The 24,762-nt window shown below is 72.4% G+C and carries 16 protein-coding genes and 2 pseudogenes; 14 read left to right on the plus strand and 4 right to left on the minus strand.

Annotation, left to right across the window (positions count from 1 at the left end):
• Positions 1–285: 285 nt before the first annotated feature.
• Complete coding sequence (locus ACIGYR_RS02360) at positions 286–1,569, plus strand: MFS transporter (protein ID WP_399604298.1); 1,284 nt, start codon at positions 286–288, stop codon at positions 1,567–1,569.
• 560 nt (positions 1,570–2,129) lie between these two features.
• Complete coding sequence (fusA, locus tag ACIGYR_RS02365; RefSeq protein ID WP_399604296.1) at positions 2,130–4,187, plus strand: elongation factor G; 2,058 nt, start codon at positions 2,130–2,132, stop codon at positions 4,185–4,187.
• Between the two features lie 174 nt (positions 4,188–4,361).
• Here fusA and ACIGYR_RS02370 read toward each other — a convergent pair whose 3' ends face one another.
• Entirely contained in the window at positions 4,362–5,108 is a 747-nt protein-coding gene (locus ACIGYR_RS02370) for an AraC family transcriptional regulator (protein ID WP_399604295.1), read from the minus strand.
• A 250-nt stretch (positions 5,109–5,358) separates the two neighbouring features.
• Between ACIGYR_RS02370 and ACIGYR_RS02375 the strand changes: the two genes are divergently transcribed.
• The 6 genes and pseudogenes from ACIGYR_RS02375 (at position 5,359) to ACIGYR_RS02400 (ending at position 12,929) form a co-directional block, all read left to right on the plus strand.
• The gene (locus ACIGYR_RS02375; protein ID WP_399604292.1) at positions 5,359–6,069 is read left to right on the plus strand and encodes an alpha/beta fold hydrolase; all 711 of its coding nucleotides are present in this window, start codon (positions 5,359–5,361) and stop codon (positions 6,067–6,069) included.
• Between the two features lie 294 nt (positions 6,070–6,363).
• Entirely contained in the window at positions 6,364–7,680 is a 1,317-nt protein-coding gene (locus ACIGYR_RS02380; RefSeq protein ID WP_399604289.1) for an ABC transporter substrate-binding protein, read from the plus strand.
• Between the two features lie 8 nt (positions 7,681–7,688).
• The gene (locus ACIGYR_RS02385; RefSeq protein WP_399604765.1) at positions 7,689–8,675 is read left to right on the plus strand and encodes a carbohydrate ABC transporter permease; all 987 of its coding nucleotides are present in this window, start codon (positions 7,689–7,691) and stop codon (positions 8,673–8,675) included.
• A 13-nt stretch (positions 8,676–8,688) separates the two neighbouring features.
• Entirely contained in the window at positions 8,689–9,528 is an 840-nt protein-coding gene (locus ACIGYR_RS02390; protein WP_399604763.1) for a carbohydrate ABC transporter permease, read from the plus strand.
• Between the two features lie 29 nt (positions 9,529–9,557).
• Positions 9,558–10,922: a GH1 family beta-glucosidase gene (locus tag ACIGYR_RS02395; RefSeq protein WP_399604287.1), complete on the plus strand. Its 1,365-nt coding sequence runs from the start codon at positions 9,558–9,560 to the stop codon at positions 10,920–10,922.
• A 136-nt stretch (positions 10,923–11,058) separates the two neighbouring features.
• Positions 11,059–12,929: pseudogene (locus tag ACIGYR_RS02400) on the plus strand (discoidin domain-containing protein).
• 39 nt (positions 12,930–12,968) lie between these two features.
• Here ACIGYR_RS02400 and ACIGYR_RS02405 read toward each other — a convergent pair.
• Together ACIGYR_RS02405 and ACIGYR_RS02410 are read right to left on the minus strand one after the other, a co-directional pair.
• Positions 12,969–16,505 carry an Eco57I restriction-modification methylase domain-containing protein gene (locus tag ACIGYR_RS02405; RefSeq protein WP_399604285.1) on the minus strand — a complete coding sequence of 1,179 codons (3,537 nt, stop codon included), beginning with the start codon at positions 16,503–16,505 and terminating at the stop codon, positions 12,969–12,971.
• 453 nt (positions 16,506–16,958) lie between these two features.
• Positions 16,959–17,720: a CDP-alcohol phosphatidyltransferase family protein gene (locus ACIGYR_RS02410; protein ID WP_399604282.1), complete on the minus strand. Its 762-nt coding sequence runs from the start codon at positions 17,718–17,720 to the stop codon at positions 16,959–16,961.
• A 107-nt stretch (positions 17,721–17,827) separates the two neighbouring features.
• Here ACIGYR_RS02410 and ACIGYR_RS02415 point away from each other — a divergent pair, with 107 nt between their 5' ends.
• The 5 genes and pseudogenes from ACIGYR_RS02415 to ACIGYR_RS02435 form a co-directional block, all read left to right on the plus strand.
• Positions 17,828–18,817 (plus strand): zinc-binding alcohol dehydrogenase, encoded by a 990-nt coding sequence (locus tag ACIGYR_RS02415; RefSeq protein WP_391841887.1) that lies wholly within the window; start codon positions 17,828–17,830, stop codon positions 18,815–18,817.
• Between the two features lie 111 nt (positions 18,818–18,928).
• Complete coding sequence (locus tag ACIGYR_RS02420; RefSeq protein ID WP_399604279.1) at positions 18,929–19,327, plus strand: 6-pyruvoyl trahydropterin synthase family protein; 399 nt, start codon at positions 18,929–18,931, stop codon at positions 19,325–19,327.
• On the plus strand, positions 19,324–20,505 hold the full coding sequence (locus ACIGYR_RS02425) for a glycosyltransferase family 4 protein (protein ID WP_399604277.1): 1,182 nt from the start codon (positions 19,324–19,326) through the stop codon (positions 20,503–20,505). The genes ACIGYR_RS02420 and ACIGYR_RS02425 overlap by 4 nt, the downstream gene beginning before the upstream one ends.
• 119 nt (positions 20,506–20,624) lie before the next feature.
• Positions 20,625–21,833 (plus strand): class I SAM-dependent methyltransferase, encoded by a 1,209-nt coding sequence (locus ACIGYR_RS02430; RefSeq protein ID WP_399604274.1) that lies wholly within the window; start codon positions 20,625–20,627, stop codon positions 21,831–21,833.
• A gap of 161 nt (positions 21,834–21,994) precedes the next feature.
• Positions 21,995–22,951 (plus strand): annotated as a pseudogene (locus ACIGYR_RS02435) (lysylphosphatidylglycerol synthase transmembrane domain-containing protein); the annotation flags it as partial.
• 308 nt (positions 22,952–23,259) lie between these two features.
• On the opposite strand, the gene ACIGYR_RS02440 reads toward ACIGYR_RS02435, so the two are convergent.
• Complete coding sequence (locus ACIGYR_RS02440) at positions 23,260–24,036, minus strand: creatininase family protein (protein ID WP_399604271.1); 777 nt, start codon at positions 24,034–24,036, stop codon at positions 23,260–23,262.
• A gap of 39 nt (positions 24,037–24,075) precedes the next feature.
• Here ACIGYR_RS02440 and ribA point away from each other — a divergent pair, with 39 nt between their 5' ends.
• The gene (gene ribA, locus ACIGYR_RS02445) at positions 24,076–24,747 is read left to right on the plus strand and encodes a GTP cyclohydrolase II (RefSeq protein ID WP_391841893.1); all 672 of its coding nucleotides are present in this window, start codon (positions 24,076–24,078) and stop codon (positions 24,745–24,747) included.
• The last annotated feature ends 15 nt before the right edge of the window (positions 24,748–24,762 follow it).

Below are 24,762 nucleotides of genomic sequence, written 5' to 3' on the forward strand. Positions count from 1 at the left end.
GCCGGCGCCGAGGAGTTCCCATGGCCCCCCATCAGGGACCGCGGGCACCGCATCCCACGTCACCCGTCACGGGCCGCGAGCCCCCGGATCGTGACCGCATCACCCGTCACGGACCGCGAGCCCCCGGATCGTGACCGCATCACCCGTCACGGACCGCGAGCCCCCGAACCGTGGCCTCATCACACCGCATGGACCGCGCGGACACCGTGTCCGCGCCTTCCGGCCCCACGGCAATCAGCACCCGACCACGAAGATCACGATCTACGGCTGGAGCATCGAACAGACATGAAGGATCGCTCGGCAGACCACACCGCGGCGGTGACGTCCTCGCCCAACCGGGACCGGCCCGTCGAGGCGCCGCCGACCGGGGAACCGGCGATCTGGTCCCGTAACTTCCAGTACTACTTCACCGCCCGCAGCGCGGGCCTGCTCGGCTGGGCCATGCTGCCGGTCGCGGTCGCGGCCGGGCTGCTCAGCGCCGGGTACGGCGTGAGCACCGCGGGGTACGCGATGGCCTTCCTGGTGGGCCCCTTCGCCGGGCTGGTGCTGTTCGGCGGGGTGCTCGCCGACCGGTTCACCGCCCGCCGGATGATGATCGCCTCGGACCTGGCCAACCTCACCACCCACGTACTGCTCGCCTTCCTCTTCCTGCACGGCATCGACCATCTCTGGCAGCTGTACGGGTTGTTGGTGGTGGCCGGTATCGCCAACGCCATGTTCCAGCCGGGCGCCTCGTCGACCGTCCCGCTGGTGGCCCGGGACGTACAGGGCGCCAACGGGGTGCTGCGCATCTCCGAGGCGCTCACCGCGCTGGGCGGCCCGGCGCTTGCCGGTGTGCTGGTGGGGGCCGCCGCCACCGGCTGGGTGATGGTGATATCCGCCGTCGCCTACGGGACCAGCGCGTTCTGCCTGTTCGCGCTCCGGCTCGGGGTGGTGCCCGCCCCGCCGGCCGGTGAGAGCCTGTGGCACAACCTCGTGGTCGGCTGGCACGAGTTCCGGGGCCGCAGCTGGCTCTGGGGCGTGATCGTCATCTGGATGTTCTTCGCCGTGCTCTCCTGGGGGCCGCAGCTGTCGATCGCCGCCGGGGTGATCGTGCCCGCGCACGGTGCCACCGCCTTCGGCCTGCTCAACTGCGCGTTCGGCGCGGGCACCGTGGCCGGCGGGGTACTGGCGCTCCGGTACAAGCCCGAACGTCCGCTCGCCGCCGGGGCCGTGGCGATGCTGGCCTATCCGCTCTACCCGCTGGGCATCGTGCTCGACTGGCCGGTCTGGCTGCTGGCCGTCGCCCAGGTCGTGGTCGGCGTCGGCATCACCTTCTGGGGCGTCATGTGGGCCACCAGCGTGCAGACCCAGGTGCCGGGCGAGGTGCTCAACCGCGTCCACGCCTACGAGGTCGCGGGTTCCGTCGGCATGTTCCCGGTCGGCAGCGCGCTGGCCGGTCCGGCCGTCGGGGCGTTCGGCACCGACCGGGTCCTCGAAGTGGGCATCGTGGTCGCCCTCCTCACCGCCGCCGCCCTGCTGATCGCCCACCCGATCCGTACCCTGGCCCGGATACCGGACCGGGCCTGAGGGGTGAGGGACCGGGGCCTGCGCCGCCGCGTCCACGGTCCGCCCCCGTCGTGTGCCCTCCCCGTGGCGCACGACGGGGGCGCTGCGCTGTCCGGACCGGGTCGGCGCCACGATCCGGTGCCTGACCGACAGCGGCCGGGAACGGGCAGGGCATCGGGCGAGGGATCACCTCCGACAGGGCCTGCCCGCCCGCCTGCCGCCGGCACGAGCGCGCCGGAGAAATTCGGTACGCGTCCCGCCGCTCCGTTTCCTAGACTCGCCACGCAACCGCGCGCCGTACCGACACCATGACGGCGCGCTTCGTCAGCCGTTCGAAGCGAGGGGAGCCGGACCGTGCGTGACCGTACCGTCGTCGTCGTTCCCCCCGCGCGGACCGAGGTGATCCTGGTGTCCTCGTCCGTCCGGTGCCCGCTGCGCGGCCGGCACCGGATACCCGTGACGACCCGCTGACCCCTGCGGCCCGCCCGGCACCGGCCCGGCCGCCGTACCGTCCGCCCCGCTCGGCACACGGGGAATCGCGCTGCCCTCTTCCAGGACCACTTCCCGAAAGGCACCGGGCCGTGCGCAACCGCATCGACACCCTCGCCGTCATACGCAACCTCGGCATCCTCGCCCACGTCGACGCCGGCAAGACCACCGTCACCGAACGGATCCTGTACGCGACGGGCACCACCCACAAGCGGGGCGAGGTGCACGACGGCACCACCGTCACCGACTTCGACCCGCAGGAACGCGACCGGGGCATCACCATCTTCGCCGCCGCGGTCAGCTGTGCCTGGGACGGCCATCGCATCAACCTCATCGACACCCCCGGGCACGTCGACTTCGCCGACGAGGTCGAGCGGTCGCTGCGCGTCCTCGACGGGGCGGTCGCCGTGTTCGACGCCGTCGCCGGGGTCGAGCCGCAGAGCGAGTCCGTGTGGCGCCAGGCCGACCGGTACGGCGTCCCGAGAATCGCCTTCGTCAACAAGCTCGACCGCGCGGGCGCCGACCTCGACCGGGCCGTCGCCTCGATCCGTGACCGGCTGCATCCCGCCCCGCTCGTCGTCCAGTTGCCGATCGGCACCGAGGACGGCTTCATCGGTGTGGTGGACCTGGTGCGGATGCGGTCGCTGGTGTGGCGTGACGGGGAGAGCACGGCCGTGGCGGGCGCGGTGCCCGAGGAACTGCGCCAGGAGGCGGTACGGCGGCGGCGCGCACTGGAAGAGGCGGTGGCGGAACGGCATCCGGCCGCCCTGGAGGAGTTCTGCGACCGCGAGACGCTCTCGGCAGCCACCCTCACCGCGGCCCTGCGCGACCTCACCCGCAGCGGGGACGGCGTGGTCGTGCTGTGCGGCTCCGCCTACCGCAACCGCGGTATCGAACCGCTGCTGGACGCGGTGGTGGCCTACCTGCCGTCGCCGCTGGACGTACCCGCCGTGCGCGGTGTCCACGAGGGCGCCGAACAGCGGCGGGCCGCCGATCCCGAAGCGCCCTTCGCGGGGCTTGTGTTCAAGGTGAGCGCGAACTCCACCGGGCGCCTGGCCCATGTGCGCGTCTACTCGGGCACGATCGAGAAGGGGGACACCGTGCAAGACCCGGGCAACGGGCGCACCGAGCGGGTGGCGCGGATCCTGCGGGTCATGGCGGACCGGCACGTCCAGCTGGACCGGGCGGTCGCCGGGGACATCGTCGCGCTCGTCGGCGTGAAGTCGGCCCGGACCGGCACCACTTTGTGCGACCCCGGCGCCCCGCTGCTGCTGGAGCCACCCGTGACCGCCGAACCGGTGGTGTCCGTGGCGGTCGAGGCGCGGCGCGGCACGGACACCGGGCGGCTCGCGGCGGCCCTCGCCCGGCTCGCCGAGGAGGACCCCTCGCTGGTGGTGCGTACCGATGCCGAGACCGGGCAGACCGTGCTGTCCGGGATGGGCGAACTGCACCTGGAGGTCGCGGTGGAGAAGGTCCGCCGCGACGGCGGGCCGGAGGTCACCGTGGGCCGTCCCAGGGTCGCCTACCGGGAGACCGTCACCGGCGGTGTGCGCGGCTTCGTGTTCCGTCACGTCAAACAGGACGGCGGAGCGGGGCAGTTCGCGCATGTCGTCCTGGACGTGGAGCCGCTCGGCCCCGGACCGGGCGTCACCGGCTTCGAGTTCCGGTCCGCCGTGGTCGGCGGGCGGGTACCGCAGGAGTATGTGCGCGCGGTGGAGGCCGGGTGCCGGGACGCCCTGGCCGAGGGACCGCTCGGCGGGCACCCGGTGACCGGGCTGCGGGTCACGCTCACCGACGGTTCCACGCATGTGAAGGACTCCTCCGACACGGCGTTCCGCACCGCCGGCCGGCTCGGCCTCCGCGCGGCCCTGCGGGCGTGCGCGGTGGTGCTGCTGGAACCCGTCGCCGAGGTCACGGTGGCCGTGCCGGAGGACGCGGTCGGCGGGGTCCTCGGGGACCTGGCGGCCCGGCGCGGCCGGGTCGGCGGTTCGCAGACCCGCGGTGGCGCGTCCGTCCTGACCGCGACGGTGCCGCTGGCCGAACTGTTCGGCTACGCCACCCGGTTGCGCGGGCGCACCAAAGGCCGGGGCACCTTCACCAGCCGGCCCGCGGGCTACGCGCAGGCACCGGCCACGGCACCGGTCCGGTGAGGAGCCGGCTGCGGTCCGGTGAGGAGCCGGCTGCGGTCCGGTACGGGGCCGGCTCCGGCGACCGCGTCCCGTGAGGCGTGAGACCCTCGCGCCGGCCCGCACCACGAGCCGCCGTGGCCCGTGGTGCGGGCCGCTTCCGGGGGGTGCCGCCATGGCCGCCCGGTAGTGCCCGCATCACCCCGAGGACTTGACCACCGTCGGGAGTCGAGACGCGGGGGCGGTGGTGCGGCGACTGTTCCGGTAACGGCCCGGGGTCGTTCCGATGATGTCGGTGAACGCCGAGATGAAGCTGCTCGGGTTCGCCCATCCGCAGGCATAGGCGGTGCGGGTGGTGTCGTGGCCGTCGGCGAGGAGTACGAGCGCGTGGTAGATGCGTAGCTGCGTGCGCCACTCGTAGAAGGTCATGCCGAGTTCGTTGCGGAACAGTCGGCTGAGGGTACGGGTGCTGGCTCCGATCGCCTTTCCGAGTTCGGCCAGCGTGGCGTTGTCCGCCGGCGTCTCGTACAGCATCCGGGCAATGGCTTGCAGCCGGTCGTCCCGTGGCTCCGGCAGGTGCAGTGGCTGTTCGTGTGCTTCGCGGAGTTCCTCGACGAGGACGCGAATCAGGCGCGAACGCGCGGAGCGGCTGTAGTCAGGGGAGGCGCCGCCGTGGTTGCGGGGGCCGGTCAGGGCGAGCAGGACCTCGCGGGCGAGGCCGGAGGCATGGAACACGGCGGGATGGTCCGATAGGAGCCGGGCGAGGGACGGCGCGAGAAAGACGATCCGCATGTCGGTGTCGCCGTGGGCGCGGTGGTAGTGCGTGAACTCGGCGGGGGTCCAGGCGACCCGGTCGGCGGGAACGATCGACGTGCCGCGCTCGGTGTGAACCGTCAGGACGCCGCCGGCTGCGTATACCAGGTGGCCCCGTGCATGCGACTGCACTGCGCTCGTTTCGCCGGACGGCCAGAGGTGGCGGCCGCCGGACGGCCACACGTGTGACGTCACACCGGCGGTCCGGCGAGGTTGGCGGCGAACGGGCATCGGTTGGCATCGTAGCGGTAGGAAGCCACACCTTGATCTGGTGACACTGCCTCCATGTGGAGTGGTCTTCAGTCGCGCCAAGCGCCCGACCGCACCACATGTCGTCGAGGCAGCGTGCTTCGATGCCACGGTTCGAGAGAGGGAGAAACGCATGGCGACGTTCGTCCTCGTGCCCGGCGGTTGGCACGGCTCCTGGTCGTTCGAGGCGGTGGTTCCGCTGTTGGAGCGGGCCGGCCATGCCGTTCACGCCCTGACCCTGACCGGTCTGCGGCCGGACGACGACAACGCGACGGTCGCGACCGCCAACCTCGACACGCACGCCGACGACGTATTGCGGCTCCTCGACCGCTCCCGCGTCACCAGCGCGACGCTGGTCGGCCACAGCTACGGCGGGATGGTGATCGCCGCCGCCGCCGATCGCGCTGACGGCCGGATCTCGCGACTGGTGCATCTCGACGCCTACGTACCGCGCGACGGCGAGTCGTGCTGGTCGTCAACGACCGAGCGCTACCGGGAAGCGTTCGCTGCCGGCGCCGCCACCACCGGCTATGCCGTCCGACCGCCGGACGGCGGCGATCCCCGCCGTCGTCCCCATCCCCTGGCCTCGTTCCTGCAGACGATCCGGCTCACCGGCACGCTCGCCCACGTCCCCCGCCGGGAGTTCGTCTACTGCTCGGGATGGGAGGCCCGGACGCCGTTCGCCGAACTGCGCACCCGGCTCCTGGCCGATCCCGAATGGCGGGTCCACGACCTCCCGACCGGCCACGACGCGATGCACGAGGCCCCGGAGGCGGTCGCCGCACTCCTGCTCGGCGAACCCATCGCGGATGCGCCCACGCTCGGACGACCGGCGTGCCATTGACGGCCGCACAAGCGCGGTTCATGCGGCCTCCGAGCGTTCACGCCGTCGTCCGGGGCCACAGCGTCCCGGGGGCGGACCCGCCGCGCGCACATGGCTGAGACCGGGAGGCCGTGCAGGGGCGCAGAGGTCTCCTCGGGAAGACCTCGGCGTGCTGGACGCCGACCACGGACGGGCGCCCGCGGCCGGTCCGGAGCGGATCGGGCTGTCGAATCCCTTGACGAGTGCCTCTCGTGCGGATTAACTCACGTCCTAAATTAAGTCATGAGTGCAACCCCCGAAGGGACACCGGGAGCCATGCGCAGCATCCGAGCCGCGGCCGTAGGGGCCGTCACCCTGTCACTCGCCCTCGCGGCCACGGCCTGCGGGGGCGGCTCGTCCGCCGGCGGCGGGTCGAACGACTCCCCGAAGACGCTGACGTACTGGGCCTCCAACCAGGGTGCCAGTGTGGCGGTGGACAAGAAGGTTCTCCAGCCCGAGCTCGACAAGTTCGAGAAGCAGACCGGCATCAAGGTGAAGCTGGAGGTGGTGCCCTGGTCGGATCTGCTCAACCGGATCCTGACCGCGACCACCTCGGGCCAGGGGCCGGACGTGCTGAACATCGGCAATACCTGGAGCGCCTCCCTGCAGGCGACCGGCGCGCTGCTGCCGTGGGACGCGAAGAACTTCGCCAAGATCGGCGGCAGGGACCGGTTCGCCGACACCGCGCTCGGCTCGACCGGCGCCGAGGGGAAGGACCCCGCCGCGGTCCCGCTGTACTCGATGGCGTACGCCCTTTACTACAACAAGCAGATCTTCGCCGACGCGGGCATCTCCAAGCCCCCGGCCACCTGGGACGAGTTGCGGACCGACAGCAAGAAGATCCAGGCCAAGGGCAAGTCCGCGCTCGGCGCCGAGGGCTCGAACCTGTCGGAGAACATCCACCACGTCTTCGTCTTCGCCAAGCAGCACGGCGCCGAGTTCTTCACCGCCGACGGAAAGCCCGACTTCACCAGCCCCAAGGTGGTCGAGGCGGTCAAGAGCTACGTCGACCTGATGGCCAAGGACAAGGCGATCCCGACCGGTGACGCCGAGTACGCGCAGAACCAGTCGGTGAGCGACTTCGCCAAGGGCAAGCAGGCGATGCTGCTGTGGCAGTCGGCCGCCGCCAACCTCAAGTCCCAGGGCATGAGCGAGGACGCCTACGGCATCGCGCCGGTACCGGTGATCTCCGGTACGCCCGGCTCCGGCACACAGGTCAACTCGGCGGTCATGGGCATCAACATGGCCGTCTTCAAGAACACCGACAACGTCGACGGCGCCACGCGGTTCGTGAAGTTCATGACCTCCGACGCGGAGCAGAAGATCCTCAACACGGCCTACAGCTCCATCCCGCCGGTCAAGTCCGCGCAGTCGGACGCCGCGTTCAGCACCCCGGCCACCGCGGTGCTGAAGAACACCCTCGCCACCAGCGCGGCGGCCCTGCCGCAGGTCGCGTCCGAGTCGCAGTTCGAGACGGCGGTCGGTACCGCCGTCAAGGACCTGTTCGCCGACGTCGCCGCCGGGCGCGCGGTGACCGCCGACTCGGTCAAGGCGAAGCTCGAGAAGGCCCAGCAGCAGATGCCGGCGGCGTGAGCCAGAAGATGACGACCACCGCCTTCAAGGAGCCGGTGCGGCAGGCAGTCCCCGGGGCGGCGCGCGAAACACGCCGCCGCCCCGGGCGGCTGCGCCGCGTCTCCCTGCCGTATCTGCTGCTCCTGCCCGCCCTGCTGCTCGAACTCCTCGTCCACCTGGTGCCGATGGTCATCGGCATCGTGATGAGCTTCAAGGAACTCACGCAGTTCTACATCCGTGACTGGGGCACCGCCCCCTGGTCCGGTCTCGGCAACTACAAGGTGTCGGTGGACTTCGACGCCCCCGTCGGCGAGGCCCTGCTGCACTCCTTCTTCGTCACCGTCGGCTTCACCCTGCTGTCGGTCGGCCTGTGCTGGCTGATCGGCACCGCCGCCGCGGTCTTCATGCAGGACACCTTCCGCGGCCGCGGACTGCTCCGAGCCCTTTTCCTGGTGCCGTACGCGCTGCCCGTCTACGCGGCCGTCATCACCTGGGTGTTCATGTTCCAGCACGACAACGGCCTGGTGAACCACGTCCTGCACGACCAGCTGCACCTCACCGACGAACGCTCCTTCTGGCTCATCGGTGACAACAGTTTCTACGCCCTGCTGACCGTGTCGGTATGGAAGGGCTGGCCGTTCGCCTTCCTCATCGTGATGGCCGGACTGCAGAACATCCCCCGGGAGCTGTACGAGGCCGCCGCGCTGGACGGCGCCGGGACGTGGCAGCAGATCCGCCGCATCACCCTGCCCTCGCTGCGTCCGGTCAACCAGGTCCTGGTCCTGGTGCTGTTCCTGTGGACGTTCAACGACTTCAACACGCCGTACGTGCTGTTCGGCAAGTCCGCCCCCGAGGCCGCCGACCTCATCTCGGTCCACATCTACCAGGCGTCCTTCGTCACCTGGAACTTCGGCACCGGGTCCGCCATGTCCGTCCTGCTGCTGTTCTTCCTGCTCGTCGTCACCGGCGTGTACCTGCTGTTCACCTCGCGCGGACGGAGGGCCGCCGATGTCTAGCACCCGCTCGCCGATGGCACCGCCACGGTCGTTCCTGTGGTCGCGCCGGATCTTCCTCACCCTGCTCACCGGGTTCGTGCTGATCCCGGTGTACGTGATGGTCTCCAGCTCGCTGAAGCCCCTCGCGGACGTCACCGGCAGGTTCCGCTGGCTGCCGAGCGGTCTGACCGCCCGCCCGTACATCGACATCTGGTCGACGGTCCCGCTCGCCGAGTACTTCATGAACTCGCTGATCGTGGCGGGCGCGGCGACGGTCCTCTCGGTCGTCATCGCCGTGTTCGCGGCCTACGCCGTCAGCCGCTACGACTTCCGGGGCAAGCGCGTCTTCACGGTGACGGTGCTGTCGACGCAGATGTTCCCCGGCATCCTCTTCCTCCTCCCGCTGTTCCTGATCTACGTCAACATCGGCAACACCACCGGCATCGCCCTGTTCGGCTCCCGCGGCGGCCTGATCCTCACGTACCTCACCTTCTCGCTGCCGTTCTCCATCTGGATGCTGATCGGCTACTTCGACTCGGTGCCGCGCGACCTGGACGAGGCGGCACTGGTGGACGGCTGCGGCCCGCTCCGCGCCCTGCTCAGGATCGTGGTGCCGGCCGCGATCCCCGGCATCGTCGCGGTCGCCGTCTACGCCTTCATGACCGCGTGGGGCGAAGTGCTCTTCGCGTCCGTCATGACCAACGACACCACCCGCACCCTCGCCGTCGGCCTCCAGGGCTACTCCACCCTCAACGACGTCTACTGGAACCAGATCATGGCCGCCTCGCTGGTCGTCAGCGTGCCTGTGGTGGCCGGCTTCCTGCTGCTCCAGCGCTATCTCGTCACGGGTCTGACGGCGGGCGCGGTCAAGTGACCACCACCCCTGATCACGAAGGAACTTCCGTGTCCGAACGCATCGACCTCGCCGCCTTCCCGCACGACTTCCTGTGGGGCACGGCCACAGCGGCGTACCAGATCGAGGGAGCCGTGGCCGAGGACGGCCGTTCGCCCTCGATCTGGGACACCTTCTCCCACACCCCCGGGAAGATCGCGAACGATGACAACGGCGACGTCGCCTGCGACCACTACCACCGCTGGCGCGAGGACATCGGCCTGATGCGGCAACTCGGTGTCGACGGCTACCGGTTGTCCGTGGCCTGGCCCCGCGTGATCCCCGGCGGCACCGGACCGGTGAACCCCAAGGGGCTCGGCTTCTACGACGAGTTGGTGGACGCCCTGCTGGAGGCGGGCATCACCCCGTCCGTCACCCTCTACCACTGGGATCTGCCGCAGGCGCTCCAGGACCGCGGGGGCTGGCCGGAGCGGGACACCGCCCTGGCGTTCGCCGAGTACGCGGAGGCCGTCGCGACCCGGCTCGGCGACCGCGTGGGCCTGTGGGCCACCCTCAACGAGCCCTCGTGCTCGGCCTGGATCGGCCACCTGGAAGGCAAGATGGCCCCCGGCTTCACCGACCTCACCGCGGCCGTCCGCGCCTCCTGCCATCTGCTCCTGGGCCACGGCCTCGCCACCCAGGCGATCCGGGCGGCCGCTCCCGGCGCGCGGATCGGCATCGTCAACAACCTCTCCACCGTGCACCCGGCCAGCGACCGCCCCGAGGACGTGGCGGCGGCCCGCCGGCACGACGGCCATGTCAACCGCTGGTGGCTCGACCCGGTGCACGGCCGCGGCTTCCCGGCCGACATGGTGGAGACCTATGGTGTGGAACTGCCGCTGGACGAAAAGGACTTGGCCACCATCGCCGCCCCGCTCGACTGGCTGGGCCTGAACTACTACTTCCCGGCGTACGTCGCCGACGACCCCGAGGGGCCCGCGCCGTACGTCCGTTCCATCCGGCGCGAGGGCGTCCCGCGTACGGGGATGGACTGGGAGATCGACGCGTCCGGCATCGAGACGCTGCTGCTCCGGCTCACCGAGGAGTACGGCGCCCGCAGGATCTACGTCACCGAGAACGGATCCGCCTTCCCGGACGTGGTGCGCCCCGACGGCAGTGTGGAGGACCCCGAGCGCCAGGACTACCTGGAGCGCCACCTCGCGGCCTGTGCCTCGGCCGTTCGCAGGGGAGCCCCGCTGGCCGGCTACTTCGCCTGGTCGCTGCTGGACAACTTCGAGTGGGCCTACGGCTACGACAAGCGGTTCGGCCTGGTCCACGTCGACTACCGCACGCAGGTCCGCACGATCAAGGGCAGCGGCCGCCGGTACGCCGACATCGTCCGCGTGCACCGCGGCCAGACCCGCCGGGCCGCCTGAGCCCGGCCCGGCCGGCCGGTGGACACGAGCGGGGAGCCCGTGTCCACCGGCCCGCGCAACCCCATTTATGTCATGTACGTGACATTGGCTTGTGTCATGGACCAGCAGTGCACCTCCACCCCGCAAGGAGAGCCACATGCGAACCCGCGTCCCCCGCCCCCTGCTCGCGGCCCTGGCCGCCACAGCCCTGCTGTGCTCAGGTCCGCTCCTGGCCGCCCCCGCGTCCGCGGCCCCCACCGCCGCCGCCTGGGACACCGACCGGGCGGCCGCCGCCTACGCGGTGAACCCGGCCGCCGTCACCGCCTCCGGCAGCGAGAACGCCGGCACCGGCCCCGGCCTCGCCCTCGACGGCAACGGCGCCACCCGCTGGTCCAGTAACTTCGCCGACGACGCCTGGATCCGCGTCGACCTCGGCTCCGTGATCCGGGTCGACCGCGTGGTCCTCGACTGGGAGGCCGCCTACGGCAAGCGCTACGTCCTGGAGGTGTCCAGGAACGGCACCGACTGGACGCCCTTCTTCACCGAGACCGCGGGCACCGGCGGTTCGGTCACCGCGCACACCTACCCACAGGAGGTCACCGGCCGCTATGTCCGCCTGCGCGGCCTGGAACGCGCCACGCCCTACGGCTACTCACTGTGGAACCTCAAGGTCTACGGCGGCGAACCGGCAGCGGCGTCGACGGCCCGCGCCAACCTGGCCCTCAACCACCCCGCCTACTCCGACCACTACCAGGACGCCGGGCATTCGCCGGCCTTCCTGACCGACGGGGGCTGGCCCGCCGACCTCCGGGGCGACTCCAGCCGCTGGTCGAGCGACTGGAACAAGGACCGGTGGGTGTCGGTGGACCTCGGCGCACCGTCCACGATCGACACCGTGGACCTGTACTGGGAGTCGGCCTACGCCGTCGACTACCTCATCCAGGTGTCCGACGACAACCGCACCTGGCGCACGGTGTACGAGCCGTCGGCCGCCGACATCGCGGCCCGCCGCGCCGACGTCAGGGCGCCGGGCGACGCGGCGGGCTGCACGACACGGTCAGGCTGGCCTCGCCCGCGACCGGACGCTACGTCCGCATGCTCGGCAAGGAACGCCGATCCTTCTACAACCCGGCACCCACCACCGCCCAGTTCGGCTACTCGCTCTACGAGTTCCAGGTGTGGGGCACGGGCGGCAGCGCCGCCGCCTACCCCGCCCTCCCCGCCGACCCGTCGGGCGCCTACCGCACCACCTTCTTCGACGACTTCACCGGCGCGGCCCTCGACCGCTCCAAGTGGCGCGTGGTGCGCACCGGCACCGAGATGGGTCCGGTCAACGGCGAGTCCCAGGCATACGTCGACTCCACCGACACCATCAGCACCCAGAACGGCAGCCTGCTGTTGAAGGCGAAGTACTGCAAGGGCTGCACCCGGGCGGGCGGCGGCACCTACGACTTCACCTCCGGCCGCATCGACACCAACACCCACTTCGACTTCACGTACGGCAAGGTCAGCGCCCGGATGAAACTGCCGGTCGGCGACGGGTTCTGGCCCGCCTTCTGGCTGCTCGGCAGCAACGTCGACGACCCCGCCGTCTCCTGGCCGGCCTCCGGCGAGACCGACATCATGGAGAACATCGGTTACCCGGACTGGACCAGCACGGCGCTGCACGGCCCCGGCTACTCGGCCGACGGCAACATCGGCGCCCGCCAGACCTACCCGAACGGCGGCACGGCCGACCAGTGGCACACCTACGCCGTGGAGTGGACCCCCACGGCGCTGCGTTTCTCCGTCGACGACCGCCTGGTCCAGGAGACGACCCGCAACAAGCTGGAGTCCACCCGCGGCCAGTGGGTCTTCGACCACAACCAGTACGTCATCCTGAACCTCGCCCTCGGCGGCGCCTACCCGGCCGGCTGGAACAAGGTCACCACTCCCTACTGGGGCCTTCCGCAGCCCAGCGTCGACAGGATCGCGTCCGGGGGAGTGCGGGCCGAGATCGACTGGGTGCGGGTCGAGCAGAAGGGCTGATCCGGCGCGCGGTCCACGCCCGCTCGGCCGGTGGCTCGCTCAGGGGGCCGGGTGCCGCGGGCCCCGGCCCGGTGGCGGGTCCAGCGCGGACGTGTGGTTCTGCCCGTCCACGAGAGGGGTGCCGGTGGCGAGACCGGCGGCGGCCATGCGGTCGTACTCGGCGAGGACCAGATCCTTGGTGCGATAACGGCCGTACCGGCGCACGTCGTTGTCCCGGGTGACGTTGAAGGTGTCCAGCACGTACGCAGTGTCGTCGCGGGAGACGCCGTACAGGTGGAAGAAGAAGGCGTCCAGCTCCGCCCGCAGTACCGCCCTGCGGTCCGGGTCCCAGCGGAACGGGGCGCCTTTGTCACCGAGTTCGCGGGCCAGGGCGCCCAGATCATGCGCGGTGTAGGTGAGTTCGGTCAGACGAGGCAGGAGGAAGCCGGCGTGCCGGGCCAGGGTCCGCGGCGCGGGGACCGGGAGCTGGCGGACCACGAAGTAGCTCATGGAGGTCCCGCCGATGGACTGGCGGGCCGCGTAGTCCAGGACGAACGAGGACCACACGCACGCCAGCAGGGCGGCCTCGTCCGCGAGCGCGAGCATGAACTTGTGGCCGAAGCCGTGGGCGGGCGCGAGCGCGCAGATCATGGTGCGTTCGTTGCTCTTGTTGGTGATGTCCCGCCAGCCGAGCACCCAGTCCCGCTCCCAACCCCGGGCGGCCAGCCGCGAGCGGACTCCCGCCACCCGGATCTCCCGGCCCCGTCGGCTGAACCCGCCTGTGCACACGTCCCGTTCGGGTACCCAGTAGCGCGGCATGGGGCAGGCCGCCGCGTCCTCGTGCCGCTCCGCGGTGAGCCGGGGCAGCGTGCCCTTGTTGAGCTGCTTCTCGGTGGCGCCCTCGTACGTGGAGAAACGGTGGTCGTAGTGGTGCAGCATCTTGGCCTCGTACAGCGGCAGCAGCCGCTCCTCTCCCCGCACCAGGACGTTGCCCTTCAGGTTCCAGCCCTCCTCCAGGAGGTTGTCGAGGGTCTCGCCGGCCTGCGCGTCGGGCCGGAAGGCGGCGGAGTCGTTCGCCATGTCGAACATGCGCAGGAACGACACCCCCCACGGATTGCCGTCCTCGCGCGACTCGTCCACGAGCACCGGCACCCGGCGGTAGATCCCCAGCGTGATCTCGGCGTCCCGGCGGCTGCTGAACACCGGGCAGGTACCGGTGTTGGGGTGCATCCGCAGGATGTCGTCCGCCGTCAGCCGGTAGCGGCGCTCGGCGATCTGCGCGGCCTGGCGCACCTTGAACACCAGCTGCGCCGGCTCGGTCGTGTCCCCGGTGCCGCGCAGCGTGAGCAGACAGAACCGCAGCTGGTTGTGGACGCCGGGGAAGACCCGGTCCTCGTTCTCGAAGTCGTACAGGGCGGCCAGCCGGCCGTGCGTGAGCAGGTCCTTGAAGAAGAACCGGGTGGTCGCGTCCGTCGCGATGCCGGTCGGCACGATGATCCCGGTGCGCCCGCGCGGCCCGGTCAGCGTGCGGTCGGTCTCCGCGAAGACGGCGTACGTGTTGATGTCGCCCCGGCCGGTCAGCGGGTACCGGCCGCTGGTGCGCAGGAAGTGGCTCTCGCCCTCGGAGCGGCGCTTGGCCGCCTCGAACTCCTCCAGCAGCCGCCGCCCCTCCGGGTCCCGTCGCAGTTCGGCGATGGCCCGCTTGCGTGCCGCCGCGTTCTTCGCCCGCGCGATCGCGGGGCTGCGCCCGGCGAAGAACTCCTGTTCCTGGAGCTTGACCCGCTCCCACGGCGGGTTGCCCAGCACCGCGTCGAAGCCGCCCGCCCAGCCCGTCTCCGGCCGGACACCCGCGCCGGAGGCGGGCACCGGGAAGACCTCGGGGAACTCCAGGTGCCAGTGGAAGAAGCCGTACTCCTCGCGCAGGCGCAGTGTCTCGGCGTGCGTAGCGTCGGGGACGGCGGCCCGGTCGCCTGCGCGCAGGGCCCGGAACATCCGCTCCGTGGGGGCCTGCGGCGCGCCCGGCCGCTCGGGCCAGACGAAGGCCGCGCACCATGTGTCGGCCAGATCCCGGAGGTGGTGGCGGCCGTCGCCGGCGGCGGGTGCGGTGCCGGACGGCCGCTCGTCCCGGTCGCCGCGCTCCGCCCGGTTGCGTCTCTGGAGCTCGACCGCGGTCTTCCTGTCGTCGCCCTCGACCGGCTTGAAGGCGTCGGTGGGCACGCCGTCGGCGAGGAGCTTGGGGGTGGCGCCGATCAGCCCGTTGCCGTGCTTGAGGTGGGCGTCGAGGAAGCCGAGCGGTTTGCCCGGCTCCAGCGCCTCCAGCCACAGCGAGACCTTCGCCAGCTCCACGGCCATCGGGTTGAGGTCCACGCCGTAGACGCACCGGGCTACCACCTCGTGCAGGGCGTGGCGGATCGCGTCCAGCGGCGGCTCCGGGTCGCGATCCCGGACCGCCGCCACCCGCTCGGCGATCCGGCGGGCCGCCGCCACCAGGAAGCGGCCGGAGCCGCACGCCGGGTCGCACACCTTCAAGGACAGCAGCTCGCGCACGACCGCCCCGGCCGGATCGCTCCCGCCCGACCGGGCCGCCGCCTCCTCACCGCGCCGCACCGCGTCCTCGATCACCGGATCCAGCGCGGACTCCAGCAGGCTCTCGACCAGTGACGCCGGCGTGTAGTAACTTCCGGTGCTTCTGCGACTGTTGCCGGCGGCCTCGATCAGCTTGAACCGCAGCTCGGCCGCGCTGTACACGGGCTCCAGCGCCAGCAACGACTCGTAGACCGAGCCCAGTTCCTCGGCGCCGAGATGCCCGTGGTGCACGGCCCACCGACGCCCGGAGCCGCCGTCGCGCACCTCGGACAGATGGCGTACGGCGGCGAGCAGGGCCTCGTTGGACAGCTTCAGACCGCGCAGCGGGGCATCGGCGTCCGTCTCGGTGAACAGGCCGCCCAGACCCGGCAGGCCCAGCTCCGGGCGGCCCTGCTCCCGGCCGAGCGCCGCCAGGACCAGGCGCAGCGCCTCATGGCGGTCGCCGTGCGCCGTGCCGCGCCGCCCGCGGGCATGGGCCCGCAACCGGGCCGACGAGAAGTACCGCTCGTACCGCTCCCGGGCGAGCAGGTCCGCGTCGGGCGCGAGCAGTGCGTCCCGGTCCTCGGCCACGAAGACGAACAGCAGCCGGTACACCAGCCGCAGCAGCGCCGTCCGCAACTCCCCGGGGCGGACGCCCCCGCGCAGCGAGCCGTTCTCCGGGTGCCGCAGGAAGCCCGTGCCCAGCACGGTGACCGCGTCCCGCACGCTCCGGCGCAGCTGCTCCAGCGCCCGGGTGCCGCCGCCGACGGCCTCCGTACGCCACGGCTCCAGCCGGCACGACGCCGCATCCCCGCCCTCGGCCACCTCGCACCGGGACGCGTGCGACAGCCGGTGCGGCGGCGCGGAGTCGGCGTCCCCGACCTCCTCGAGAGCGGGGAACACGGCGGCGATGTCGTCGTCGGAGCCGTCCGGCGGGCGCAGCACCAGCAGATCGGGCTCGCTAGCCGGGAGCACCACCCAGGCCCGCCCACGGGCGTTCACCAGCGAACCTGCGGAGTACGTGAGAGCCATGTGCGGTCGTCAGTTCCTGGTCGGACGGCGGGGCCGGGCATGAGGCGGGGGAGCCGGAGCGCTCGGCGGGGAACTCGACGGGCGCGTCCCCCTCCTCGTACCGCGGCTCCATCGTCCCAGAGGGCCACGCCCTGCCGCCCGTGGCGACGACGGCCGAGGAGCGGAAGGCCGCCCAGGACCGCGACGGGGGTCTTGCCGCCCATGAGGTGCCGGTGCGTGACTTCAGCATCCGGCCCGCGACACCCGGCGACCTCGACGGCGCCAGGTCCGTCGAGCTCGACACCGTCTACCGGGCCTTCGGCACCGGACACGCGCGCGAACCGGTGGCACGGCTACGGACTTCACCGCCGAGGACGGCGGTTACCGTGCCGTGTCACTGCACACCGATCCGACCGCGCCCGGCGCCGAACCGTTCTGGCGTTCGCTGGGTGCGGTCGTGCACGGGCGGGGCGTTCAGTGTGCCGCCAGCTCCAGCAGCCTCGGCTCGGCGGGTGTTTCCGCCGGCGTGCGGAAGGTGCGCCACAACCACAGCACGTCCCGGCCGAAGGACCACACCAGCGAACTCAGCGCCAGCAGCACGATCGCCAGGTTCGCCGGGCGGGGCAGCAGCTCCGCACCCGCGACGAGCAGGCAGACGCCCTGGATCGCCGCGACGGTCTTGCGGGCGAAGGACGGCGGCAGCGGGGCGGTCAGCCACGGCGCGACGCGGGCGGCGGCGACGAACGCGTAGCGCATGCCGCCGATCAGCAGCACCCACGGCCCGAGCAGCGTCGACACGTACACGCTGAGCACCAGGATCAGGAACGCGTCGACCTCCATGTCGAAGCGGGCGCCGAGCGCGGTCGAGGTCCCGGTGCGGCGGGCGACCTTGCCGTCCACACCGTCCAGCAACAGGGCCACCGCGGTCAGGGCGACCAGCAGCGTCACCGGCGGCGCGCTCTCGAAGGAGTCGGCGACCAGCGCCGTCACCCCGCCGACCAGCGTGGCCCGGCCGAGCGTCACCCGGTTCGCGGGGCCGAAGGAGCGGAGCGGGGAGCGGTGCAGGGCGCGGGAGAGCACCGCCCAGGTGGCGAACGCGAAGGCGAGCCCCGTCAGCCAGCCGGCCGGCCCCATGCCGATCGCCGAGCCGAGCAGGGCCAGCAGCAGGATCTGTACGCCCGCTCCCACCGCGGTCTCCTGCTGGAGCCTCGCCTCATACGTGTTGTTCAGGGCCACCGCACATCCTCCGGCCGAGTGACAGAGTCGATCAAGGCCGCGTACTGTGCGCGGCCTGTGCACAACTCGGTACGTGAACAACTTCCCGAACGTTCAGGAGGATGCCGATGAACCGCTCGGCCCGCGCGTTCTGGCTCCGCTCGCCCGGCCACGGAGAGCTGCGCGACGTCACCCTCGCGGCGCCCGCCCAGGACGAGGTCCTGGTGCGCGCCCTGTACTCCGCGGTCAGCCGGGGAACGGAGACGCTCGTCTTCCGTGGCGGCGTGCCGGAGAGCCAGCACGCCGTGATGCGGGCGCCGTTCCAGGAGGGCGACTTCCCGGCCCCGGTGAAGTACGGCTACCTCAGCGTCGGCGTGGTGGAGGAGGGACCGGCCGAGCTGCTCGGCCGTACGGTCTTCTGCCTGTACCCGCACCAGAGCCGTTACGTCGTTCCGGTGAGCGCCGTCACCGTGGTCCCCGAGCGGGTGCCCGCCGAGCGCGCCGTGCTCGCCGGGACCGTCGAGACCGCCGTGAACGCCCTGTGGGACGCGACGCCGCTGATCGGTGACCGGATCGCGGTGGTCGGCGGCGGCATGGTCGGCTGTGCGGTCGCCGCGCTGCTCGCCCGTTTCCCCGGTGTCCGGCTCCAGTTGGTGGACGCCGACCCGGCCCGTGCCACGACCGCCGAGGCACTCGGCGTCGACTTCGCCGCGCCCGCCGACGCCGCCGGTGACTGCGACCTCGTCGTGCACGCCAGCGCCACCGAGGCCGGCCTCGCCCGGGCCCTGCAACTCCTCGCCCCGGAGGGCACGGTCGTGGAACTGAGCTGGTACGGCGACCGGAGCGTGGCCCTGCCGCTCGGCGAGGCGTTCCACTCCCGTCGGCTCACCGTACGCAGCAGCCAGGTCGGCACCGTCTCTCCGGCCGCCCGCCCCGGCCGCGGCTACGCCGACCGGATGGCGCTCGCCCTGGACCTGCTCGCCGACCCCGCGCTGGACGCGCTCATCACCGGGGAGAGCGCTTTCGAGGAACTCCCCGACGTCCTGCCGCGACTGGCATCCGGCGAGATCCCCGCCCTGTGCCACCGGGTCCGGTACGCGGAGACCGGCCTGACCTGAGAAAAGAGTGAGAGACGGCTGAACAAGGGGAAGCGAAGAGCCGTACTACACGGCATCCCCCGGCGGGCAAGGGCGGGGGGACCAGACGCGCCGCACCTGGAGGGTCGTCCGTTGTTCAGCATCACCGTCCGCGATCACATCATGATCGCCCACAGCTTCCGCGGCGAAGTGTTCGGCCCCGCGCAGCGACTGCACGGCGCCACGTTCCTCGTGGACGCGACGTTCCGCCGTCAGCAGCTGGACCAGGACAACATCGTGGTCGACATCGGCCTGGCCACGCAGGAGCTGGGTGCCATCACCGCCGAGCTGAACTACCGCAACCTCGACGACGAGCCCGAGTTCGCCGGCGTCAACACCTCCACCGAGTTCCTGGCCAAGGTCATCGCCGACCGGCTCGCCGAACGCGTCCACAAGGGCGCCCTCGGCGAGGGCGCCAAGGGCCTGACGGGCATCGCGGTCACCCTGCACGAGTCACACATCGCCTGGGCGAGTTACGAGCGTGACCTGTGACCGACCTGACCGTGGAGCGGGCCCGCCTCGCGTACGTGCCCGCGCAGTCCCTCGCCGCCGAGAACGCCGGAATCATCCCCATGTCCCTGCGTACCGTGCACTTCGTGATGCCGGGGGGTGTCGACGACCCGGCCGCGCCCAGCGGCGGCAACGCCTACGACCGCCGGATCTGCCTGGACCTGCCCGGCTTCGGCTGGCAGGTCGTCCGGCACGCCGTACCCGGCGGCTGGCCGCGCCCGGACGGCACCGCCCGCGACGGGCTCGCCCGCACGCTGCGGGATCTGCCGGACGACACGGTCGTCCTCCTGGACGGCCTCGTCGCCTGCGGCGTCCCGGAGGTCGTCCTGCCCGAGGCCGGACGCCTGCGCCTCGCGGTCCTCGTCCACCTCCCGCTCGGCGACGAGACCGGCCTGGACCCGGCCCTCGCCGCCGACCTGGACACCCGCGAGCGGGCGGTGCTGCGCGCGGTGCCCGCGGTGATCGCCACCAGTGACTGGGCGGTCCGCCGGCTCGTCTCCCACCACGGGCTCGCCCCCGGCCGGGTGCACGTGGCCGCCCCCGGTGCCGACATCGCGCCCCTCGCGCCCGGCACCGACGGTGTCTCCCGGCTGCTGTGCGTGGCCGCCGTGACCCCGCGCAAGGGCCAGCACCGGCTGGTGGAGGCGCTCGCGGCGGTCCGGGAACTGCCGTGGACCTGCGAGTTCGTCGGCGGCCTCGGCCACGATCCCGGGTACGTCGCCCACTTGCGGGAACTGATCGCCCGGTACGGCCTCACCGACCGGCTGCACCTGACCGGCCCGCGCTCCGGCGCCGACCTCGACGCCGCCTACGCCACGGCCGACCTGATGGTCCTCGCCTCCTACGCCGAGACGTACGGCATGGCGGTCACCGAAGCGCTCGCCCGCGGCATCCCGGTCCTCGCGACCGACGTCGGCGGCGTGCCCGAGGCGGTCGGCCGCGCCCCGGACGGCGGGGTGCCCGGCATTCTCGTCCCGCCGGAGGACCCCGCCGCGCTCGCCGCCGAACTGCGCGGCTGGTTCGGCGAACCCGACGTACGCCGTCGCCTCAAGGCCGCGGCCCGGGGCCGGCGCGCCGCGCTCGACGGCTGGGCGACCACGGCCCGCAGCCTGGCGACGGTCCTCCAGCGTCTTCCGCAACCCCCGGGGAGGGCGGCATGAGCGACGGCGGCGCAGAGGTCGCGGTCCGGTCCGACGGGTTGATCCCCGTTCAGCCCGGGCCGCCAGAGGGGGAGTCCGGGCGGATGGCCGCGAGTGCGCGAAGCGAGGAGGTACCGGCCGTGGACGTCGTGGACATGGGCGTGGGTAGGGGCGATCCGGGCGCGGAGCCCGGTGCCGGAGGGTCTTCGGGGGCGGAGGAGCGGAGCGCTCCCGCTCGGCCGGCGACGGGCCCCGGCGCTGACGCGGACGGCGCCGCCGTGCCGGTCATCCCCGGTGTTGTCGGGGAGCGCGCCGCCGTGCCGGTCGTTCCCGGGGTTGTCGGGGACGGCGCCGCCGTGCCGGTCATCCCCGGTGTTGTCGGGGAGCGCGCCGCCGTGCCGGTCGTTCCCGGGGTTGTCGGGGACGGTGCCGCCGTGCCGGTCATCCCCGGTGCCGGGCCCGTGGCCGGTCCCGGCGAGCGGGCCACCGTACGGCTGCGGGACGGGGGACCCGAGGAGCCGCCGCGGTACGCGCCCGAGTGGCTGCAACTGCGGGAGGGCGCCGACGCCGCGGCCCGCGCGCGGGAACTCCTCGACCCGTTGCGCATCCGGCTGTCCGACCTGCCGGACCGGACGCGTGGAGCGGTCGTGCACGACCTGGGCTGCGGCACGGGCTCGATGGGCCGCTGGCTCGCGCCCCGCCTGGACGGCGCCCAGCACTGGGTCCTGCACGACCGCGACCCCTACCTGCTGCACTTCGCCGCCGTGGCCTCCCCGCGCTCCGCCGCCGACGGCAGCCGTGTCACGGTCGAGACCCGGCGCGGTGACGTCTCCCGGCTCACCTCGGACGTGCTGACCGGGGCGTCCCTGGTGACCGCGTCCGCACTGCTCGACGTCCTCACCCGCGAGGAGATCGAGTCCCTGGCGGACGCCTGCGCGGGCGCCGGCTGCCCCGCGCTGCTCACCCTCTCCGTCGCGGGGCGCGTCGAACTCACCCCCGAGGACCCGCTGGACACCGAGATCACCGAGGCGTTCAACGCCCACCAGCGGCGCGACGGGCTGCTCGGCCCGGATGCGGCCACCGTGGCCTGCGAGGCGTTCTCCGAGCGCGGGGCGACGGTCCGGCTGCTCCCGAGCCCGTGGCGGCTCGGCCCCGACGAGGCCGCACTGACCGAGCAGTGGCTGCGCGGCTGGGTGGGCGCGGCCGTCGAGCAGCGGCCGGAACTGCGCGGCCCCGCCGAGCGGTACCTGAGCGCACGGCTCGCCGCCTGTGCCGCCGGCACGCTGCGGGTCACCGTCCACCACACCGACCTGCTGGCGCTGCCCCGGCCGACGCGCGAGGCACGGTGAGCACGAGGGCGGCGGCAGCCGCGACAAGGCTGATCCCGGCGGCCGACACCGGCACACCCGCGCCCGGGACACCGGCGGAACGGTCACGCATCCAGCCGGCAGCGGCTGTTCCTGCGCCGGGTGCGCCGTCCGCTGCTGCACCGGCACCGGCTCCCACGCGGGTGCCCTCCACCAAAGCGCCTCCCGTCGCTCCGCCCAGCGTCGGGACCCACCCCACCGCCGGTCCCGCGCGGCCCGCCACCCCCCGGCGCTCGCACTCCCGTGCCCTGCGCACCCACCTGGGTACTCTCGCCGGTGCCGTCATCGTCGCCGCCCTTCTGTGGCGGCTCGGTACCGGTGTGCTGCTCGACGGGCTGCGGCGGATCGACACGGTGACGGTGCTGGCCGCGCTGGGGATCGGCGTGGTCACCACCGCCTTCAGCGCGTGGCGCTGGCAGTTGGTGGCCCGCGGGCTGCGGCTGCGGTTGCCGCTGGGCCCGGCCGTCGCCGACTACTACCGCGCGCTCTTCCTGAACGCGGCCCTGCCCGGCGGGATCCTGGGCGATGTGCACCGGGCGGTCCGGCACGGGCAGAGCGCCGGTGACGTACGGCGCGGGGTGAAGGCGGTCGTCCTGGAGCGGGTGGCGGGGCAGATCGCGCTGACCGTGGCCGGCGCGGCGGTGCTGCTCACCCTGCCGTCCCCGGTGCGCTCCGAGGTCCGTGGCTTCGCGCCACTGGTCGCCCTGGCCGTCGCGGGGACGCTCGCCGTCGTACTCGCCGTCCGCATGAACCGCGCCCCGGCCCGCCGGGGCGGCACGCTGCGCCAGACCCTCGGCGAGGCCCGCCAGGGCCTGGCGTCCCGGCAGAGCGGGCCCGGTGTCGCGCTGTCCTCGGCGATCGTCCTGGCCGGGCATCTGGCCACGTTCGTCGTGGCGGCCCGGGTCGCCGGCTCGGCCGCCCCCGTGGCGGTGCTGCTGCCGCTAGCGGTGCTCGCCCTGGTGGCCATGGGCCTGCCGCTGAACGTCGGCGGCTTCGGCCCCCGCGAAGGCGTCACCGCCTGGGCGTTCGGCGCCGCGGGACTCGGCGCGGACAGCGGTGTCGCGGTCGCCGTCGTCTACGGCGTGCTGAGCTTCGTGGCGAGCCTGCCAGGCGCCGCCGTCCTGATCTGGCGCTGGTACGAGGCCCTGCACACCACATCCCGCACCGAGCCCCCCGTCACCGCGCCCGTTCCCGCCGCCACGTCGGCTCTCGCCTCCGCAGCGAGTACCGCGTCCACGTCGAGTCCGGCCCCCGCGTCGAGTCCCGTCCCCACGCGGACTCCAGCCCCCGCGTCGACCCCCGCCTCCGCGGCGCCCGCCGACCTCGTGCCCCCGTTCCACCTCCCACCCGGCGACGGCCCGCCGGCCGGGGCCGCCCCCACGGGCCCCGGCCGGCAGGGCACTTCGGGTCACTCCCCGTCCGTCCCCGCGGTGAGCAGCGCGAAATACGGCTCGAAGGATTCCGCCAGGCTTGCCAGCAATTCCTTTCCCTTTTCCGCCGAACCCAGGGAAGGACGGCCGATGACGCCCGATTCGGTATAGGCGGACATTCCCACGGTGAGCAGGTGCCGGCGGTCGTCGGCGGTGAAATCGGCGGACTCGTGACCAGGGCGGACGAATTCGGGGTGAGCGTGCAGCAGAATCGAGGTCTCGATTTCTCCCGCGTGCATGTCGGTGAGCAGCGAGGTGACCACCCCGGCCCGCTCCCGCGCCGTCTCCCAGTCCTCAGCGGCCGGGAACAGAGCCATCCGCTCGCCGCGCGCGGACGCCTCCTGGACGACGTTGCCCAGAACGTAGTTGCCGCCGTGCCCGTTGACCACGACCAGCGCGTCGACGCCCGAGCGACGCAGCGACGCCGCGATGTCCGAGACCACCGCGTGGAGGGTCACGGCGGAGATGCTGACGGTCCCCGGCCAGGCGGCGTGCTCGTGGGAGCAGGAGAGCGTCACCGGAGGAAGGAGGTGCACCGGGTACGCGGCGGCGATCTCCCGTGCCACGGCGCAGGCGACCAGCGTGTCGGTCGCCAGCGGAAGGAACGGACCGTGCTGCTCGAAGCTGCCGACGGGAAGGACGGCGACCTGTGCTGAAACGCCCGCCCCCCGCGTCCGTACGTCTTCTGTGGTGTCCGTCGGCACCACGCCGTTCGCCACTCCGTGTGCCGCCACCCGCGCGCCCGAACCACTCATCTTTTTCACGGCCTTTCGTCTCTGTTTAGGAAGCAGATCATGACAGAAAACACCGGCGTCAACATCGGCGTACTCGGCAAGAAGTCCTCGCGGCGTTCGGGCGCGGAACGCGTCGTGAATACACCGCTGCCCACCGTGTACGGGGACTTCAGGGCCATCGGTTACCTGGACCACGACCGCGGTGACGAGCAAGTGGCCCTGGTGTACGGCGAGATCGGTACCGAGAACGTGCTCGTCCGACTGCACTCGGAGTGCCTGACCGGGGACGCGTTCGGCTCCCGGCACTGCGAGTGCGGCGACCAGCTGGAGGCGGCCATGCGCGCGGTGGTGGCCCAAGGGAGTGGCATCGTCGTCTACTTGCGGGGACACGAGGGCCGCGGCATCGGACTGCTCGCCAAGCTGCGCGCGATGGCCCTGCAGGCGGAGGGCCTGGACACGGTCGAGGCGAACCTCGCGCTGGGCCTGCCGGTCGACGCCCGTGACTACCGCGTCGCCGCCGAGATCCTGCGCGACCTGGGGGTGGGCTCGGTGCGGCTGATGTCCAACAACCCGCGCAAGCGGGAGGCCCTGGTCCGGCACGGCGTCCAGGTCGCCGAGCAGGTGCCGCTGCTGATCGAGCCGTGCGAGAGCAACATCACGTATCTGCGGACCAAGCGGGAGCGGATGGACCACCATCTGCCGCATCTGGACGCCGTCGCCCACGGCTCCTGAACCAGCCCGTGAGCA

Origin of the sequence: Streptomyces sp. NPDC053076 (assembly GCF_044546845.1) — a bacterium.
Classification (GTDB): domain Bacteria; phylum Actinomycetota; class Actinomycetes; order Streptomycetales; family Streptomycetaceae; genus Streptomyces.